This window comes from Limnothrix sp. FACHB-406 (genome assembly GCF_014698235.1).
GTDB lineage: Bacteria > Cyanobacteriota > Cyanobacteriia > CACIAM-69d > CACIAM-69d > CACIAM-69d.
In genome coordinates this window covers 215,672-231,798 of the sequence record NZ_JACJSP010000006.1, presented here as the reverse complement: position 1 = coordinate 231,798, position 16,127 = coordinate 215,672, and the positions used below count along the sequence as shown (strand labels likewise).

Genomic DNA, 16,127 nt, shown 5'->3' with positions numbered 1-16,127 from the left:
AATGAGCGTAACATTGGTGTACTACTTTTTGATTGTTTGGGGTAAGAATTACATCTTCTTACCCCTTTTTTATAACCTGAATCTGTCATTCAACACTTCTGACATATCCGCAAAGAAAGCCTGCTCTACAAAGCGATCGACCCGCATATTGACGGTTCCATCCTCTGCAAAATAGGCCAAGACAATTTCGCGATATTCGCTTCTCAATTCCTGTAGGAGAGCGTGCCTGTCTTCGGCGGGCAGGTTTCTGAGAAAAAGTTTGGGTTCGCGCTTGTAATACACACCTAAATATCCTAAGCGCTCTTTGAGTTTGTCTGTCAGTCGTTTCTGTTGCTCAAGCAGGTTCACTGCATTACTAGGGACGGCAGATGCGGGGGCAACGTTTGTCTGACCAAGGTTGGAGCTGATTGGCGTTAGGTATAGGAAATTGTTGATGGCGCGATCGATGGATCGGCGGAAGATTTCGAGGTCTTGCTCTGAGGCGATTACTTCAGCCGCATGATAAATCCAGGGTTTTTTGGGTAAATTCTGCGATCGGGAACACCAAATAACTGCCGGAAGAATGATGTTAGCGGTAGAGAGCTGCTCAATGGTTTGCTCAAGCAGTGGATCCTCTTGAATAATGAGACAATCAATTTCCTGCTGGTTTTGCTGAATGGCAGCCAAAAATGATTCTAAAGTTTCGTGGTATTGCGTTTGATAACGAGCAGTATCAAGGATTTTGCATAGGACTTCAGTGCTCTCTGATGAGTTTGTGAGCGCAGTAATTTCTAAGTAATATCGCACGATTTTCGCAGAATGGGGTTAAACAAAAAGGGGCTTTGCTATCTTGAGCTTGAAGTGGCTCTATCCTAGTGGGTTTTGCCGATTAATGGCGATCTTGAGGGTTGCTGGGGGCGCGATCGGGAATGATTTTTAATAATTTTTTACTGTCACCAATATAAGAAATCAAAATAGGGAGATCGAATGATTGGGATCAGTAGGACAACGGGCTGATCATGCAGGCCATGGCCAGTTCTGGTGCAGAACGGGACGAGTGGTTGATGATGAAAGATGGCTAGGAGCCGTCCTGGAGCATTTCCTCTGGTTTGTTGCCAGGGTGATCCTCGGGGTCAGTAATACAGGGATAATTTAACTCAATTGCTGGGTGATGGTGGGTGGCTCCACGGGCCAGGGGGCTGCCCGTTTGGGGAGTTCACTGGGGCGATCGCCAGGCAGAACCCACCTTGCCAACTCGGGGGATTGGGCGATCGGGCAGGGGTAACCCAAGGCCAAGGAGAGCCAACGCTAGAGGCCCCCTCACCAAAATTTAAACCATCAGTTCGAGCCGCTAGTTCGAGCCATGGAAAAACTAGGGCGATCGGCAGTTGGGCCGCCGAAAGCACCAGTAGTTTCTATGGAGGCAGAATGAAGGAGAATCCAGCGTTGCGAACCCTGGATAGCAGTGAATTGGGAAATACAATCGGGATGACTGGATTCGAACCAGCGGCCCCCTCGACCCGAACGAGGTGCGCTACCAAGCTGCGCTACATCCCGAGGCAGATTCCGCGATCGAGCCAGTGATTTGACCGGCGCGAAATTTGACCTTCAGAATTATAGGGGATGGTGAGCCATTTGCACGCAACTGGATGAGGAATTTTTTGATTTTTCTCGCGCCATTTTCTTGTGCGCCATTTTCTTGCGCGCCTGGTTTGACCAGTTTCCTCTTGCCAGACCTGTTTTGATCACTCGTCTTGCTCAGCTCAGCCCCCGAGCTACAAAACCGATTCGGCCAGTGCTCCATCCACCGCCGTTTCCCGAAACTGAATGGAATCTTGGCGGGGATCCGCGTGGCTCACCTCCAACCAGAGGCGATCGCCCGGCGACAGATCGCGATGGAACCGCGTTGCCAGCTCCACCCCCAAATCCTCCAGCAGCACCGCCGCCAGCCCATCATCCTCGCGCAACCACCGCAACATCAGTGTTTGCCAAGGGCCGCGGTTGCGTCGTAAATATTCCAAAATCCAGTAGCGTGTGGTTTGGCGCTCCACCAAAGTCGCTTCATAGGCTGTGGAACTCACCCCTTGCACCAACTCCTGCATTTCGTTAATCGAAAAGGGCAGGGTTTCGCCTCGCAGGTGCGCCTTAATTTGAAAGTGACCCAAGAGATCGGTGTAGCGGCGAATGGGTGATGTGATTTGGGTGTAGGTATCCAGGGCGAGGCTGGAGTGGCGGGCGGGCGTGGTGCTCATTTCGCTGCGGGGCATACAGCGGCGGATGGCACAGGCGCGCACGGGGCCCGCTGGCAACAGCATCAATTCTTCTGCGGGGGGAAGTTCCGGTTGGGGTTGGCTGCGGAAGGGCATCGGCAGGCTATGTTCTTGGCCGTAGCGGGCGGCCACTTCCCCCGCCAGAATCATCATTTCTGCCACCAGCCCCCGTGCGGTGGAATCGCCCAGGACACGGATTTCAATTTCGTCATCCTTGACGGCGATCGAGGTTTCGGGCATTTCAATGCGGATTGCCCCTTGGCTGGCCCGCCAGCTTTCGCGGCGCTTGGCCCACTTGGCCAGGGCTGTGAGTTGTGGTTCGTCGGTGATGCCCAAATCGAGCATTTCGTCCACATCGTCGTAGGTGAGGCGGTAGGTGGGTTTGACGTGACTGGCGCGAATTTGGTAGTCCGCGACGGAGCCATTTTCGTTAAGGACGATGCCGAAGCTGAGGGCACAGCATTGCCGGCCTTGCACGAGGCTCATGGGGCCGGTGGCCAGCTCGTGCGGAAACATGGGCACGGGGCCCGTGGGCAAATAGACGGTGGTGGCGCGGCGGCGGGCTTCGAGGTCTAGCTCGTTTCCGGGTTCTAGCCAGCGGGTGGGATCGGCAATGTGTACCCAAATGCGCTCGGTGCCATCGCTGAGGAATTCCAGGCTGAGGCCGTCGTCAATTTCACGGGTGCTTTCGTCGTCGATCGTGTAGGTTTTGAGGTGAACGAGGTCGAGCCGATCGCGATCCAGATCGGGGGGTGGGGATTCGAGGTACGCACGGGCCACATCAAGCACCTTGGCAGAAAAACGGGTGGGCAGTTGCGATCGCCGCAAGTGCAAATTTTCGTGGGGACTCCACAGGCCCAGGGCCACAAGCAGATCAAATGCACCGCGTTCGGTGGTCGGGCGATCGAGCTTTGCGAGTAAGTCTAACGCAGCCGATCGATTGGTCATTTCATCGCCTTGGACGGCATACCGTTCCAGTAATTCAAGGCGCTGACGAAATGGGGAATCGTCGGGAATTTCGGGGCGATCGCCCGGGCTGCTGATGGCCGATTGAACCCACTCGCAAAAGGCCTGCTGTTCCTGTTCTCGCTGCCGGGTCAGCTCCTGTTGGCGGCGCATTTCTGAGACTTGGCTAGCGGGTCGAGGTTCGTAGCGATCGCCCTTCTGCTTAAAAAATAGCTTATCCTCGCTCAGCATCCGGTGAGCAGCGTAACAAGTGACCGGCGAAGCTTCCGAAAAAAGAATGAGGCTCAGTTCCTTGGCATCCACGGCGCGGTTGTCTTCCTCGCACAGCAGTTCCCAAGCCACTTCCAAACTGTCGGGGTCAAAGTAAGGCGCTGTGGCGGCTCGAAAGGCAGCAATGTCGGCGGGCTGAAACCCACCCCCAACGGTGTAGGTCACATCCTGGGGACGGATCTTGTGGTTTTTGCCCTGCTCGCCGATCGCGATGAAGAGTTTTTTGCCTTCTGGGCGATCGATTGTGGCCAACACCCGCTCGTCATCGAGTCGCAATTCAACCAGCGTTCCTTTGTCCATAGACTCGACACCAAGCCTGCACAGTTCGGCTCTTAGTGTAGGGGATTGACTGGGCCCGCGAACCGATCGCCCGGGAGAGGTTGTCGGCCGGAATTCAGAGCGTTAATCAACCGGTGGGTTAGGTTGAATGGACACATACAATTGCTTTCAATTGCCTTCAATCGCTTGTGGCTCCAACGTTGAGTTTCAATGTTGAGTTTTGCCATTGCTGTCACCCTCGCTGTAATCACCTCGCGGTCAGTCGCTGAAAATCTATGGCTACCTCAACGGTTAATCTGCCCTACTTCGATGCTTTGTTGGGCTTGCTGGATCGATCGCCCGCTGTGCAAACGGCCTTCCGCCGCCACGTCCATTGGGGCTATTGGGCCGATCCCGATCGGGCCCAAATCAGTCCCGCCGCCTTTGATGAAGCGGCCGAGCAGCTCACCCGTGAGGTGTACGGCACAACGCGGATTCAAAATGGGGCCAAGGTGCTGGATGTGGGCTGCGGGTTTGGCGGCACGATCGCCAGCCTGAATCAACAATTTTCAAACCTGCAACTGACGGGGGTGAACATTGACCCGCGCCAGCTCGATCGGGCGAAACAGTGGGTGACTCCGCAAAATAACAACACCATTGAATGGGTGGAGGCTAACGCGATCGAGCTGCCTTTTCCGGATGCGTCTTTTGATGTGGTGTTGGCGGTGGAATGTATTTTTCACTTTCCCGATCGACAGCGATTTTTCCAAGAGGTGCGCCGTGTTCTGAAGCCGGGTGGTCAATTGGCTATTTCAGACTTTTTGCCCAGTGATTTGTTAGCGCTGTTGCCTAATCTCAAATCTCCTTTGGATAGTACCGGGTTTTATGGTGGGTTTGACTTGAGCTACACCCTCAATTCCTATCGAAACCTGGCCCAAGAAACGGGATTCCGGCTCACCCAGGCTCGGGATATCACGGTGGAAACTTTGCCAACCTATAGTTGCTTTCGATCGATGGCGGTTGATAATCAATGGTTCGATCCGTCGGCGATGGTGCAAACCTTGGCGGTCGAGGTGGTCAGCCGTCTGCGGGCGCTCAACTATTGGATTTTGCAGTTCGATCGTTGGTAAATCTTGGGTGCGCAGCTTTGAAGCCTTGAAGTCTTGAAGCTTGCAAGTGTTTAAGCCTGCAAAAATTTAAGCCCGCAAGGATTTAAGCCTGCAAGCAAACTTCTCAGTTCATCAATGGTTCAGTTCATCAATCCATAATCCATTAGTTCGTCGATCTAGTAGCCCATCTAGTTCGTCGATCTAGTAGTCCATCTAGTTCATCAATTCATTAGTTCATTAGTCCATTAGTCCTTGAGACAGGAGATTTTGAAAACGTGTCTTCAAATATGAATCGATCGCCCATTACCGGTAAAACGCGATTGCTCGGCGTAATTGGGGATCCCATTGGCCATTCCCTCTCGCCAGTGATGCATAACCAGGCGATCGCCAGTTTGGGGGCCGATGCGGTTTATGTGGCTTTTCCGGTCAAGCCCGCAGACTTGACTAAGGCGATGGATGGCTTTGCGGCCGTGGAGGTGTTGGGTCTGAGCGTCACCATTCCCCATAAGCAGGCGGTGATGCCCCTGTTGGCAGAGATTTCCGATGTGGCTCGATCGGTCGGGGCCGTCAACACCCTGTGGCGAACCGATCGGGGCTGGGCTGGAACCAACACCGATGTGGACGGCTTTGTGGCCCCGCTCAAGGCGTTACGCGCCCATTGGCAGGGGGCCACGGCCCTGGTGCTGGGCACGGGGGGCGCGGCCCGGGCCGTGATTGCCGGAGCCAAGCTGTTGGGGTGCGATCGGGTGGTGGTGGCCGGGCGCGACCCCCAAAAACTGGCGGCCCTGCAACAGCACTTTGGGCCCCCAAACCCCCTGGCGATCGCCCTAGAAACGCTGGCGTGGTCAGACCTCGATCGGGTGCTGCCGGCCGCCGATTTGCTGGTGAACTCAACTCCCGTGGGAATGCATCCCTTGGCGGCCGACTCGCCCCTTTCGATCGCCCAATTGGCCCTGTTGCCCCCCAGCAGTATTGCCTACGATTTGATTTACACGCCTCGTCCCACGCGCTTTTTGCAAATGGCGGGCGATCGAGGCTTGCAGACGATTGATGGGTTGGAAATGTTGGTGCAACAAGGGGCGGTCGCCCTGTCCCGCTGGTTGGGTCAGCCGGCCCCGGTGGCCGTGATGCGATCGGCAGTGGAGGCATTCTTGGCCCCCGGATCTTGACCAGTTGTTGAGTAGCTGTTGAGTAGCCCTTTTGAGACATCCCCTAAGAGTCTGCAATTCTGATTGACATACTCCCTGCCCTAAAGGAACGGGGATTCTCTAAGCCTCGCGACTTAGATTCCTGCTTCTTAGCAACTGCCTCCACCCCAAAGGTTTCTCGGTCTTATGTTTGCTCCACAGGCTTAAATTCCCGGATGTCCCTCGGTATGTGTTCAGTTGTAGTACAAAGCCGCCCTCAAAGGGCGGGGTTTCAGACCCAGAAGTTTTGTTGATGAATCGATCGACGATCGTGCCCGCATTGGCCGCTGCTGCCTTCACCCTGTTGTCCTCCGTTGCAGCTTGGGTGGTGGATGATATCGCCCGCGATCGATTTGTTGGAGAAGCCCGCTCCAACCTCCTGTCTCGCTTGAGCGCCAAGCGGGCCCGGCTGGAATCGGCCCTGAACGCTCGCATTCAAACGGCCCAAGGCATTGTTCCCTACGAGCTGAACGCGGGGCCTCTGTCTCAAGGCCAATTCAGCGCCTTTGTTCGATCGCTCATGCAGCAGCAACAGGGCGTGATTGCGGTCTTGTTGGTGCGATCGGCCCAGCCCGGTCAGCCGCCGGCCCTGAATGATCCCCAAAAACTGCAAATTCTGACCTATCCGCCAAACACGGAAACCCAAGCCGTTTTGGATGACTACCGCCAACAACAACAGCGGTTTAAACGCCTCATTCCCAGTGGTCTCATTTCCCGATTACCTCAGCCCTACACCAACCGGGCACGCTATTTGGGCTACATCCCCGTTTGCGATGGGCGCTGCTCCAGTCGATCGCCCCTGTTGGGCATGGTGGTTGTGATTTTTGATGAGCTGGCCCTGCTGGCGGATGCGGACTTGCTCAACAACGACAACAGCACGGAATACGCCATCTATGAGCATGGGGCCAATGGGGTGGGGCGGTTGTTGTTTGGGTCGGCCACCGTGTTCGATCGCGACCCGGTGATTCTAGAAATTCCGTTGCTCACGGGGCGCTGGCAACTGGCCGCCGTGCCCGCCCAAGGTTGGACAGTGGTGTCCACTTCCATGCTCTGGTTGCGGGTGGGCGAAGTGGTGGCGATCGCCCTGGGCACGGTGTTGACCTTCCTGCTGGTGCGCCAACCCATGCGGCTGCGAGTGGCGATCGCCCAAACTCGTGAAACCAACCGCCTGCTGCGAGAAGAAATTCTCGATCGACAACTGGCCGAAGCCAAACTGCAAAGCCTGGCGGAACAACTGGAGCAACGGGTGCTGGAGCGCACCGCCGAACTGTCCAAAGCTTTGGAACAGGTGCAAAAGGCACAGGTGCAGGTTGTCCAGTCCGAAAAAATGTCCAGCCTGGGGCAGTTGGTGGCCGGCGTGGCCCACGAAATCAACAACCCGATCAACTTCATTTACGGCAATTTGGGCCATGCAAAGGACTACATCCATGGCCTGTTGGGTTTTTTAGAGTTATTGCACCAGGAGCAACCGGAACTCTCCCCCACCTTGACGGCCTATGCCGAGGCGATCGACCTGGAATTTCTGGAGGACGACTTGCCGCAACTTCTGAAATCCATGGAAATTGGTTCCGAGCGCATTTGCGGCATCGTGCAATCGTTGCGGATTTTTTCCCGGTTGGATGAATCGGATCTGAAGCGGGTGGACATCCACGAAGGCATTGACAGCACCCTAACGATTTTGAACCATCGCTTGAAGGGCAGCGACACCCAGCCGGCCATCCTCATCCACCGCGAATACGATCCGGCCATGCCTGCGGTGGAATGCTATGCGGGTCAGCTCAATCAGGTGTTTATGAACCTGTTGGTGAATGCGATCGATGCGTTGGAAGAGTCTGGCACATTGGATCCACAAATTACGATCGCCACGGCCCTGCTTGACCCCAATCAGCTCCAAATCCGAATTACCGACAACGGCCCGGGAATTGCCACGGCGGCCCAATCCAAGATTTTTGATGCATTTTTCACAACAAAGCCCGTAGGCAAGGGAACGGGGATGGGGCTGTCCATTTCCTATCAGGTGGTGGCCGATCGCCACAAGGGATCGCTGGAATGTGTGACGGAGCCGGGCCAGGGAGCCACATTTGTGATCACCATCCCGATCGAGCAACGGCCGGCTCTGGCCGAGTCTTCGGCCGTTGATCCAGCACCCTTAACAACCTAGGGGCGATCGCAAAACTCATCAAAACTCAAGAAAAGACTCCCCAGTCCAGAACCCTGAAAGCTAGGATCAAATCGTCAGGAATCTTTTCTTGGGCCGAAGCAAGTCTGTTGGGCTGATTGCTGATGGATGATCAGCAGCGGGCTTGCGCAATCAGGGTTGGTGCATCGCATGGGTTAAATCACGGTTCATGGATGAGTTGACGATCGGCGATTGGTGATTGAGATGGGCGACTTGAGATGGGCGACTCACGATTAGCCACCCGCGATCGGCGATTCAATAACCGAGATCAGTCAATTCGGTGACTGAGGCAACGTTCTTGGCCAATGGGCGAACGCGGGCCGGGTTTCCACAGCAGCGCCCCTTGCCCCAGCATGTTGATCAGTCCCGTTGGTTCCATTATTCAGTTGATTCGGTCTTGGCCGTCCTTAACCCAGTCTTTCAAAACCGTTTATTTGTCGGGGATGTTTCGGAGAGTTAGGGTTAATCAACAATGTCAGAATCCAGTACCCCTTCAGCAACCACCCTCAGAATCCTTGAGGCGGGCCAATCCATTCTGCCGATCGAAGTGCAACCCCCTGCGGACTTAGGCAGCACCACGACCGATGCTGCTGCCGCCATTGATTCCGCCACCGACTCCGCCATTGATCAGAATTCCCCCATTGAGCGCCTGTTATCGACTGCCAGCGAAACGATGGTGGATGTTGTGACCCATAGCCAAGTGTTGCTTGCGGTGGTGCAGCCGGACAGCTTTGAAGTGGACATGGCCAATGCGGCATTTTGTCAGGCGGTGAAGCTGGCCGGTCGTCAAGAGTCAGTGCGTGGTTTGGTGGCCGTTGGCCGATCGCTCGCGGATTTGTTGCCAGGACTAGAGGCCGAAGTCTTGCGCGATTGGCTGCGGCGACAGGTGGCCTACCGTCTGTTGCTCGATCGCCACCCCAAGGACAGCCGAATTCGGCGGTTGCTGAATGCGCCGAAGTTGGTGCAAGTGGCCGATCGCTGGTTGGAATTGTGGATGCGGCCGGGGGCCTTGGTGTTCGAGTCGATCGCCCCCGATGTGCAAACCCTCATGGAAGCCTCCACTTCCTTGCCCTCCTTTGAAAGCGCGTTTCAGTTGGAATGGTGCCAATTCAAGGGGCAACTGTTGTTGGAAGGGTGGGATGTGACCGCGCGGGAGCAATTACGCCGGTTGGGTCGCCTGTTGCTGAATGGCCATTCCATCTTGCAGCCGGAAAAATTTCGGGAGGTGGGGCAATCCATGCGATCGCTCTTTTCCGGTGATGCCACCTTTGTGTTGCGCACCGATGGCGATCGGCTGCAATTAACCCTGGGGAATGAGGCACGGCTGCGCACCGTCCGGGGCTATGACCTGGGGGACTTGCGCGAGTCGCCCTGCTTGGCGGCCATGCAGTTGGAGCGGGTGACGATCGTTCGGGATTTGGCCACCCAGGCCGTCACCCCCCTCGAACAGGATTTGCGCGATCGCGGGGCCCGATCGCTGCTGTTGATTCCCCTGCTGCTGCGGGATAAGGCGGGCGATCGTCCCCCCTTGTTGATGGGGTTAGTGGGGGTGGCCAGTCGTCTGCCCGATAACTTTGACCTGTTGGACATCAATCGAGCGGAACTGCTGCAACCTTCCTTGGCCGTGGCCTTGCGCCAGGCCGGCCAGTCCCACTTCAGCAACATCCACCCGGCCGTGGAATGGAAATTTTTGCAGGAGGCAGAGCGGCGCAGTTGGGGCCTGCCACCCCAGCCGATCGCCTTTGAAAATGTTTATCCGCTCTATGGCATCTCCGACATTCGCGGTTCATCCCTTGCGCGCGATCGAGCCATTCAAACGGATTTGCTGTCCCAGTTTCGGCAAGCCCTGGCCATTCTCGATTGTGCTTGTGCGGCCAAAGACCTGCCCCTGTTGCGGCAACTGCGCTTGGACTTGCAGGAATATATCCACAACCTTGAAGGCGGTGTGACCGTGGAAGCGGAAGTGCGCGGGGCCCAATACCTGCGGGAAAACATTGAAGACGACTTGGATTATCTGGCAGGGCTGGATCCAGCCACCGCCGCCGCCGTCACCGCCTATCGCCAAGCTTGCGACAATCCCCACGGGGCCGTCTACGAAGCCCGCGCTGAATATGACCACTTGGTGAGCGAAATTAATCGGCGGATGCGGGAAACCTGGGATCGCTGCCAAAGCAAAATGCAGTCGATCGCCCCCCACTACTGCGACATTGAATCCACCGACGGCATTGATCACATGATCTATGCCGGTAGCTCCATCTATCCCGACTTCACCAGCTTCCACCTCCGCAGCCTGCGGTACGAGCAACTGCGGGCTGTCTGTGCCTGTGCGCGGATGGGTTTTGAAATTGAGCGCACCCTTAGTGACCAATTACGCTTGACGCATCTGGTGCTGGTGCAGGGTTCCACGGTGGATATTCTGCATGATGAAAACACTGAGAAGCTGTTTGATGTGCGAGGAACCCGCGACACGCGCTATGAAATTGTCAAAAAGCGGATCGACAAGGCCCGCGATGCGATCACAGGAGAACGAATTACCCAGCCCGGCTGCCTCACGGTGGTCTATGCCACGGAGGATGAGGGCCACGAATATCAGGAATATTTACGCTACTTGGAACGCGAGGGCATGATTGGTTCCAAGCGCGAGAGCGGCGAGGTGGAATCGCTCCAGGGGGCCAATGGGTTGCGGTTTATGCGGGTGGCCGTGTTGCCGCCAGAACCCGATCGCTAACTTCAGGTCGATCGCCCTGGTAATGACGTGGTGATTAGCGGTGATGAATTCAGGACGGTCGAAGATTTGCCCGGTGGATTATTAACTGAGATCACTGGTTGAGATCGCTGGTTGGGATTACTAGTTGAGATCACTAGTTGAGATCACTGGGCGATCGAACCGTTCGTAACCGGTGTAATTGTCCGGAATTGCGGGCTGCTTTGAGGATGGCCAGGGATAGGAAGTGGGCCCCGCAACCCAACTGTTGGGAAGCAGCCCCCCGATCGCTGTTGGTTACTGTGTAGATGAAGTAGGCGACTATGCAAAGTTGGACAGAGGGCTATGTGGCCGAAGTGGACTACACCCATGGGTTTTATCGGGAATTAGCCCCCACACACCTCAATTACGTGTTGTTGTGCAAGGGGCTTCAGGCTCCCCCGCTCGATCGCGCCTTCACCTACTGCGAATTGGGCTGTGGACAGGGCAACACCACCAATTTGCTGGCGGCTGCCAATCCGCAAGGGGATTTTTATGCCACGGATTTCAACCCCAGCCACATTGTCCATGCCCAAACCTTAGCCCGCGAAATTGGCCTCAAAAACATCCATTTTTTTGATGACTCTTTCCAGGATTTTGCCGATCGGGCAGAGTTGCCGGACTTTGATTTCATCACGCTCCATGGCGTTTTTTCTTGGATTTCGCCCGAAAACCGACAGCAAATCGTTAACTTTATCCGCAAAAAATTAAAAGTTGGTGGCGTAGTTTATCTCAGCTACAACGCCATGCCCGGTTGGTCTGCATTTTTGGGAATGCGAGAGCTAATTCAAGCGCAGATGCTCTCCCAATCGGGGCAAATTACCAAACGATTTGATCTGGCTCTGAATTTTGCCAAAGCTATTGCTGAACAGGAGGCGATTTATTTCAAATCTCAGCCAGCCGCGCTCGATCGGCTCCAGCAAATTTCCACCATGTCTCGTAACTACTTGGTGCATGAATATTGCAATCGCCACTTCACCCCGCTGTTCCATCGAGAAGTGGTGGAACTGCTGGATGAAGCCAAGGCCAGCTTTTTGGTTTCGGCCCACTTGGGCGACCAAATGGAACACTTTCGATTGCAGCCTAACCAGTTGCAAACCCTACAAACCATTGAGGATCCCGTGCTGCGGGAAACCTTGCGGGACGTTTATACCAACCAATCATTTCGACGGGATATTTTTGGGCGCGGAACCGTGCCCCTCGCCTCTTTGGCCCAGCGCGATCGCTTGGATCAGCAAACCTTTGCCCTCACGCTGCGATCGCCCCAAATCCCCAAGGAATATCCCTGCCCGGTGGCAACGGTGCACCTGGATGCGGAACCCTTCAAAACCATCATTGCTGGCTTGAGCGATCGCCCCCACACCATGGCTGAGCTGGCTCAACAATTACCCAAACTGGCTTGGCGCGACTTGCACCTTTCCTTGGCGATCGCGGTGGATGGGGGGTGGGCGATGCCCGTGGTTCCCCAAGCTGCCGTCAAAGCGACCCGCGAAACCTGTCATCGGTTCAACCGGGCCATTGCTCGGCGCGCCCTCACAGAAAACAAAATTCAACTATTGGCCGCGCCGCTGGTTGGCAGTGGCATTGCGGTTGATCAAACAATTCTGTTGTTTTTAGAGTCCATGTGGCGCAAAACACCGGGCCCCGAATTAGCCTTTGAAACCTACAAACGAATGGGGCTAAAGCTGCAAAAAAACGGTGAAACCGTTGAGAGTGATGTAGAAAATTTGCAGCTTCTGAAAACCTCTTGGGAGCAATTTCAATCCCAAACTGGCCCCTGGCTAAAATCCCTCCAAATTTTGTAGATCTCTTATTCTTCCAATCAGACCTCCCCTAGTAGTGCAACAGGCTTAATTCGGCGGGTCAAAGTTGCGGAGTCAGTCACAGAAACAAGGGGCTTAAGCCCCTTGCTGCCTAACAATCAAGGAACAGGAACAGTCGAATTGATTGCCTAGAACAAGTCTGTCGTGCTACTAGGATTGGGCCGGAGCGGCGGGCTGGTCGGCGGCCCCGTTGGGGTCGGTGGCCGGGGGATTGGTCGCTGGTGGGTTGATCGCCGGTGGGTTAATGGGTTTGGCGATCGGGCAGGCGGCGGGATCCGGCTCCTGGGGAATGATCGTCACTGGCTTGGCTCCCTTGGGCAAGCCCGCTTGGGTCGGGGCCAACATTTGGCTGACCACCATCACAGCGCGTTTGTTGGCCTCATTGAGCAAGCCCCGTTGGCAGGCGGATTCCGTGACCCGATCGAGCGCTGCTTCTTGGGCCCGGGCCATCAGTTCGGGGCCCGAGTCGGGGCCGAGACCCAAAAAGCCCCGATCGTAGTCATAGACGCGCGATCGACCCACATCGATTTTGCGATCGAGAATTTCCGGGGCCGGCAACCGAATTTCTAGCTTGCCATCGGCTCCTTGGCGCACGTCTTCCGGTTTCAGTTTGTTGAAGTCAATCCCGGCGCTGATTTCCCCATAGGCGATGTAGAGCAGCTTGGTGGAACCGACGACAAATTGCCCCAACACCCGATCGCGCTGGGCCGGGACGATCGCCTCCATCGAAAACACCGTGGTCGTCAGTTCGCTGGCCCCGCGAATTTGGTCGATCGTCAGCGATCGTACATCGGCCTTGGCCGGTGGCTGCGGTGTGTTGAAGGGAGCCGCCACAAAGTCGCTAATCCCCTTGCCCCAGTTGCCAATCCCCGCCGCCGACGTGGCCACGATCGCTACCAGTCCCCCGGTCGCCATCAGGGCGAAATTATTGCTGAGTTGCCGCCATAACCCCGGTTGCCGCGACGGGGCGATCGGCTGGGGAGCTTGGGTGGGCTGAGCGCTGGGGGGACGTTGATCGACCTTCATAAACAAAGCCTGGAGAGAGAATCGGACGAAGACGTTTGGGGAGTCAGGGGCCACAGCAATCGCTGGGGGCAAGGGGCTTAAGCCCCTTGTCTGGTGCGGTGGTCTGGTGCGGTGGTCTGGGGCAGTTAAAGCTTGAAATGTTGGACTAAGCCATTGCCAGCAATTCTAGCAACTCAGCTTCTGAAATACAGACCAATCCCAGGGATCGCGCCTTGTCCAGTTTGGAGCCAGCCTCCTCACCCACCACTACATAATCGGTTTTTTTGCTGACGGAGCCGGTGACCTTGCCACCCGATCGCTCGATTAGCGCCTTAGCTTCTGGACGAGTCAGGGTGGGGAGAGTTCCGGTCAGCACAAAGGTCTTACCGCTGATGGCCGCGTTGGTTGGCGGGGCGATCGCCTGATCCGGATCCGGGTCGGCAGCCGCCAAGGACAACCCCGCTGATCGCAGTCGATCGACCAGCGATCGATTGGCTGCCGACCCAAACCATTCCCGAATCGACTTGGCAATTTCCAACCCAATCCCGTTCACCGCCGTTAACTCCTCTTCAGTGGCCGCGGCCAGGGCTTCCACCGATCGAAACTGGGCCGCCAGCAGCTTGGCATTGCTCGATCCGATATGCCGAATTCCCAAGCCATACAGCACCCGCGCCCAGGGCTGACCGGTTGATCGGGCGATCGCGCTCACCAGTTTCTCCGCCGACTTTTGCCCCATCCGCTCCAGGGTCAGCAACGGCGCGATCGTCAGCCCGTACAAATCCGCCACGGACTTGACCAACCCCGCCTCGCTCAACTGCTCCACCAACTTTTCCCCCAGCCCGTCAATATCCAACGCATCGCGGCTCGCCCAATGGCGCAGGCTGCCCCGGACGATCGCCGGACAAGAGGTATTAATGCAGCGCGTCACGGCTTCATCGGCCGGCTGCACCACCGCCTCGCCACAGGCCGGGCAATGGCTGGGCATTTGCACCCGCGTCGCGCCGTCGGGCCGCAGCTCCGGCAACACCCGCAACACCTCGGGAATAATTTCCCCCGCCTTGCGAATCACCACCGTGTCGCCCAGGTGCAAATCCAACTCCAGCAGTCGATCGCGGTTGTGCAGCGTCGCCCGGGCCACAGTGGTTCCCGCCAACTGCACCGGCTCCAGTTCCGCCACCGGGGTAATCGCCCCCGTGCGCCCCACCTGGAACGTCACCGACAGCAACCGCGAAGGTGCTTCCTCCGCCGGGTATTTGTAAGCGATCGCCCAGCGCGGAAACTTGTTCGTAAAGCCCACCGCCGTTTGCAGGGCCAAATCATCGAGCTTAATCACCGCCCCATCGGTCATGTAGGGCAAGTCGTGGCGGGCTTGATCCCAGCGTTGGCAATAGTCCCAAACGGCCGCCAGGTCAGCACAGCGATCGCGGTTCGGATTCACCCGAAAGCCCCAAGCCGCCAACTGTTCCAGCGACTCCCAATGGCTACGGGGGCGATCGGGCCAGTCCAACTCCTCCGGCCACTGGAGCGTGTAGGCAAAAAAGTCCAGCTTCCGTTCCGCCACAATTCGCGAATCCAGTTGGCGTAAGGTTCCCGCCGCCGCATTCCGAGGATTGGCAAACAGGGCCTCGCCCGCCGCCGCCCGATCTCGATTGATTTGCTCAAAACTGCTGAGAGGCAAAAACGCCTCCCCACGAATCTCCAACCGGGCCGGCGGATTGGCCACATTCAACCGCAACGGGATTGATCGAATCGTCTTGATATTTTGGGTAATCTCCTCGCCCGCGATCCCATCGCCCCGCGTGGCCCCGCGCACCAGCAGCCCCGCTTCATAGGTGAGGGCGATCGCCGAGCCATCGATCTTCAGTTCACACACATAGCGAGCCGGGGTCGCCGCCTGAAACAGAGGCAATTCCTCCAGAACGGGCGATCGCTCCCCGGTTCCGGCCACCTTTTGCCAGCGATCCTCCCAAGCCCGCAACTCCGCCAAATCAAAGGCATTTTCCAAGCTGTAGAGGGCGATCGCGTGTTGCACCGTCTGGAACCGCTCCGCCGGGCGATCGCCCACGCGCTGGGTGGGGCTGTCGGGCGAAACCAGCTCGGGATATTGGGTTTCCAGTTGCTCCAGTTCCCGGTAGAGGCGATCGTACACCGCGTCTTCCATCACGGGATTGTCCAGCACGTAGTAGGCGTAGCTGGCTTCCTGGAGTTTTTGGCGCAGTTGGTCAGCGCGGCGGGCCAAGTCAGCGGGGGCGGGCATGGGACGGCAAGGGGGCGATCGATCTCGATGCCATTGTCCCTATTCCGGCTGGGAATGCAAGAACCTTCCGGATGGCGCACG

Annotated in this window: 10 protein-coding genes and 1 tRNA gene; 5 read left to right on the top strand and 6 right to left on the bottom strand. The window is 56.7% G+C overall.

Annotation, left to right across the window (positions count from 1 at the left end):
• Positions 1-69: 69 nt before the first annotated feature.
• The 4 genes from H6G53_RS08765 to H6G53_RS08750 form a co-directional block, all read right to left on the bottom strand.
• Positions 70-786, bottom strand: a complete 717-nt coding sequence (locus H6G53_RS08765; RefSeq protein ID WP_190532049.1) for a circadian clock protein KaiA — start codon at positions 784-786, stop codon at positions 70-72.
• Positions 787-1,131: 345 nt separating this feature from the next.
• Complete coding sequence (locus H6G53_RS08760) at positions 1,132-1,269, bottom strand: hypothetical protein (RefSeq protein WP_190532047.1); 138 nt, start codon at positions 1,267-1,269, stop codon at positions 1,132-1,134.
• A gap of 193 nt (positions 1,270-1,462) precedes the next feature.
• Positions 1,463-1,536: transfer RNA gene (locus H6G53_RS08755), tRNA-Pro, on the bottom strand.
• 218 nt (positions 1,537-1,754) lie between these two features.
• Positions 1,755-3,785: a ribonuclease catalytic domain-containing protein gene (locus H6G53_RS08750; RefSeq protein WP_190532045.1), complete on the bottom strand. Its 2,031-nt coding sequence runs from the start codon at positions 3,783-3,785 to the stop codon at positions 1,755-1,757.
• A gap of 254 nt (positions 3,786-4,039) precedes the next feature.
• Here H6G53_RS08750 and H6G53_RS08745 point away from each other — a divergent pair, with 254 nt between their 5' ends.
• The 5 genes from H6G53_RS08745 (at position 4,040) to H6G53_RS08725 (ending at position 12,766) form a co-directional block, all read left to right on the top strand.
• Positions 4,040-4,873 carry a class I SAM-dependent methyltransferase gene (locus tag H6G53_RS08745; RefSeq protein ID WP_190356005.1) on the top strand — a complete coding sequence of 278 codons (834 nt, stop codon included), beginning with the start codon at positions 4,040-4,042 and terminating at the stop codon, positions 4,871-4,873.
• 266 nt (positions 4,874-5,139) lie between these two features.
• Positions 5,140-6,021 (top strand): shikimate dehydrogenase, encoded by an 882-nt coding sequence (locus H6G53_RS08740; RefSeq protein ID WP_190532087.1) that lies wholly within the window; start codon positions 5,140-5,142, stop codon positions 6,019-6,021.
• A gap of 271 nt (positions 6,022-6,292) precedes the next feature.
• Positions 6,293-8,200 (top strand): ATP-binding protein, encoded by a 1,908-nt coding sequence (locus H6G53_RS08735; RefSeq protein WP_099532188.1) that lies wholly within the window; start codon positions 6,293-6,295, stop codon positions 8,198-8,200.
• A gap of 490 nt (positions 8,201-8,690) precedes the next feature.
• The gene (locus H6G53_RS08730) at positions 8,691-10,946 is read left to right on the top strand and encodes a GAF domain-containing protein (RefSeq protein ID WP_190527086.1); all 2,256 of its coding nucleotides are present in this window, start codon (positions 8,691-8,693) and stop codon (positions 10,944-10,946) included.
• A gap of 299 nt (positions 10,947-11,245) precedes the next feature.
• Complete coding sequence (locus H6G53_RS08725; protein ID WP_190532043.1) at positions 11,246-12,766, top strand: methyltransferase regulatory domain-containing protein; 1,521 nt, start codon at positions 11,246-11,248, stop codon at positions 12,764-12,766.
• Positions 12,767-12,934: 168 nt separating this feature from the next.
• Here H6G53_RS08725 and H6G53_RS08720 read toward each other — a convergent pair whose 3' ends face one another.
• On the bottom strand, positions 12,935-13,810 hold the full coding sequence (locus H6G53_RS08720) for a DUF4230 domain-containing protein (protein ID WP_190532041.1): 876 nt from the start codon (positions 13,808-13,810) through the stop codon (positions 12,935-12,937).
• Positions 13,811-13,955: 145 nt separating this feature from the next.
• Positions 13,956-16,046, bottom strand: a complete 2,091-nt coding sequence (gene ligA / locus H6G53_RS08715; RefSeq protein ID WP_190532039.1) for an NAD-dependent DNA ligase LigA — start codon at positions 16,044-16,046, stop codon at positions 13,956-13,958.
• Positions 16,047-16,127: the final 81 nt, after the last annotated feature.

Excerpts from the sequence above, each read along its gene's own strand:
- H6G53_RS08750 (WP_190532045.1), bottom strand. The coding sequence starts at position 3,785 with ATGGACAAAGGAACGCTGGTTGAATTGCGACTCGATGACGAGCGGGTG.
- H6G53_RS08745 (WP_190356005.1), top strand. The coding sequence starts at position 4,040 with ATGGCTACCTCAACGGTTAATCTGCCCTACTTCGATGCTTTGTTGGGC.
- H6G53_RS08740 (WP_190532087.1), top strand. The coding sequence starts at position 5,140 with ATGAATCGATCGCCCATTACCGGTAAAACGCGATTGCTCGGCGTAATT.
- H6G53_RS08735 (WP_099532188.1), top strand. The coding sequence starts at position 6,293 with ATGAATCGATCGACGATCGTGCCCGCATTGGCCGCTGCTGCCTTCACC.
- H6G53_RS08730 (WP_190527086.1), top strand. The coding sequence starts at position 8,691 with ATGTCAGAATCCAGTACCCCTTCAGCAACCACCCTCAGAATCCTTGAG.
- H6G53_RS08725 (WP_190532043.1), top strand. The coding sequence starts at position 11,246 with ATGCAAAGTTGGACAGAGGGCTATGTGGCCGAAGTGGACTACACCCAT.
- H6G53_RS08720 (WP_190532041.1), bottom strand. The coding sequence starts at position 13,810 with ATGAAGGTCGATCAACGTCCCCCCAGCGCTCAGCCCACCCAAGCTCCC.
- ligA (WP_190532039.1), bottom strand. The coding sequence starts at position 16,046 with ATGCCCGCCCCCGCTGACTTGGCCCGCCGCGCTGACCAACTGCGCCAA.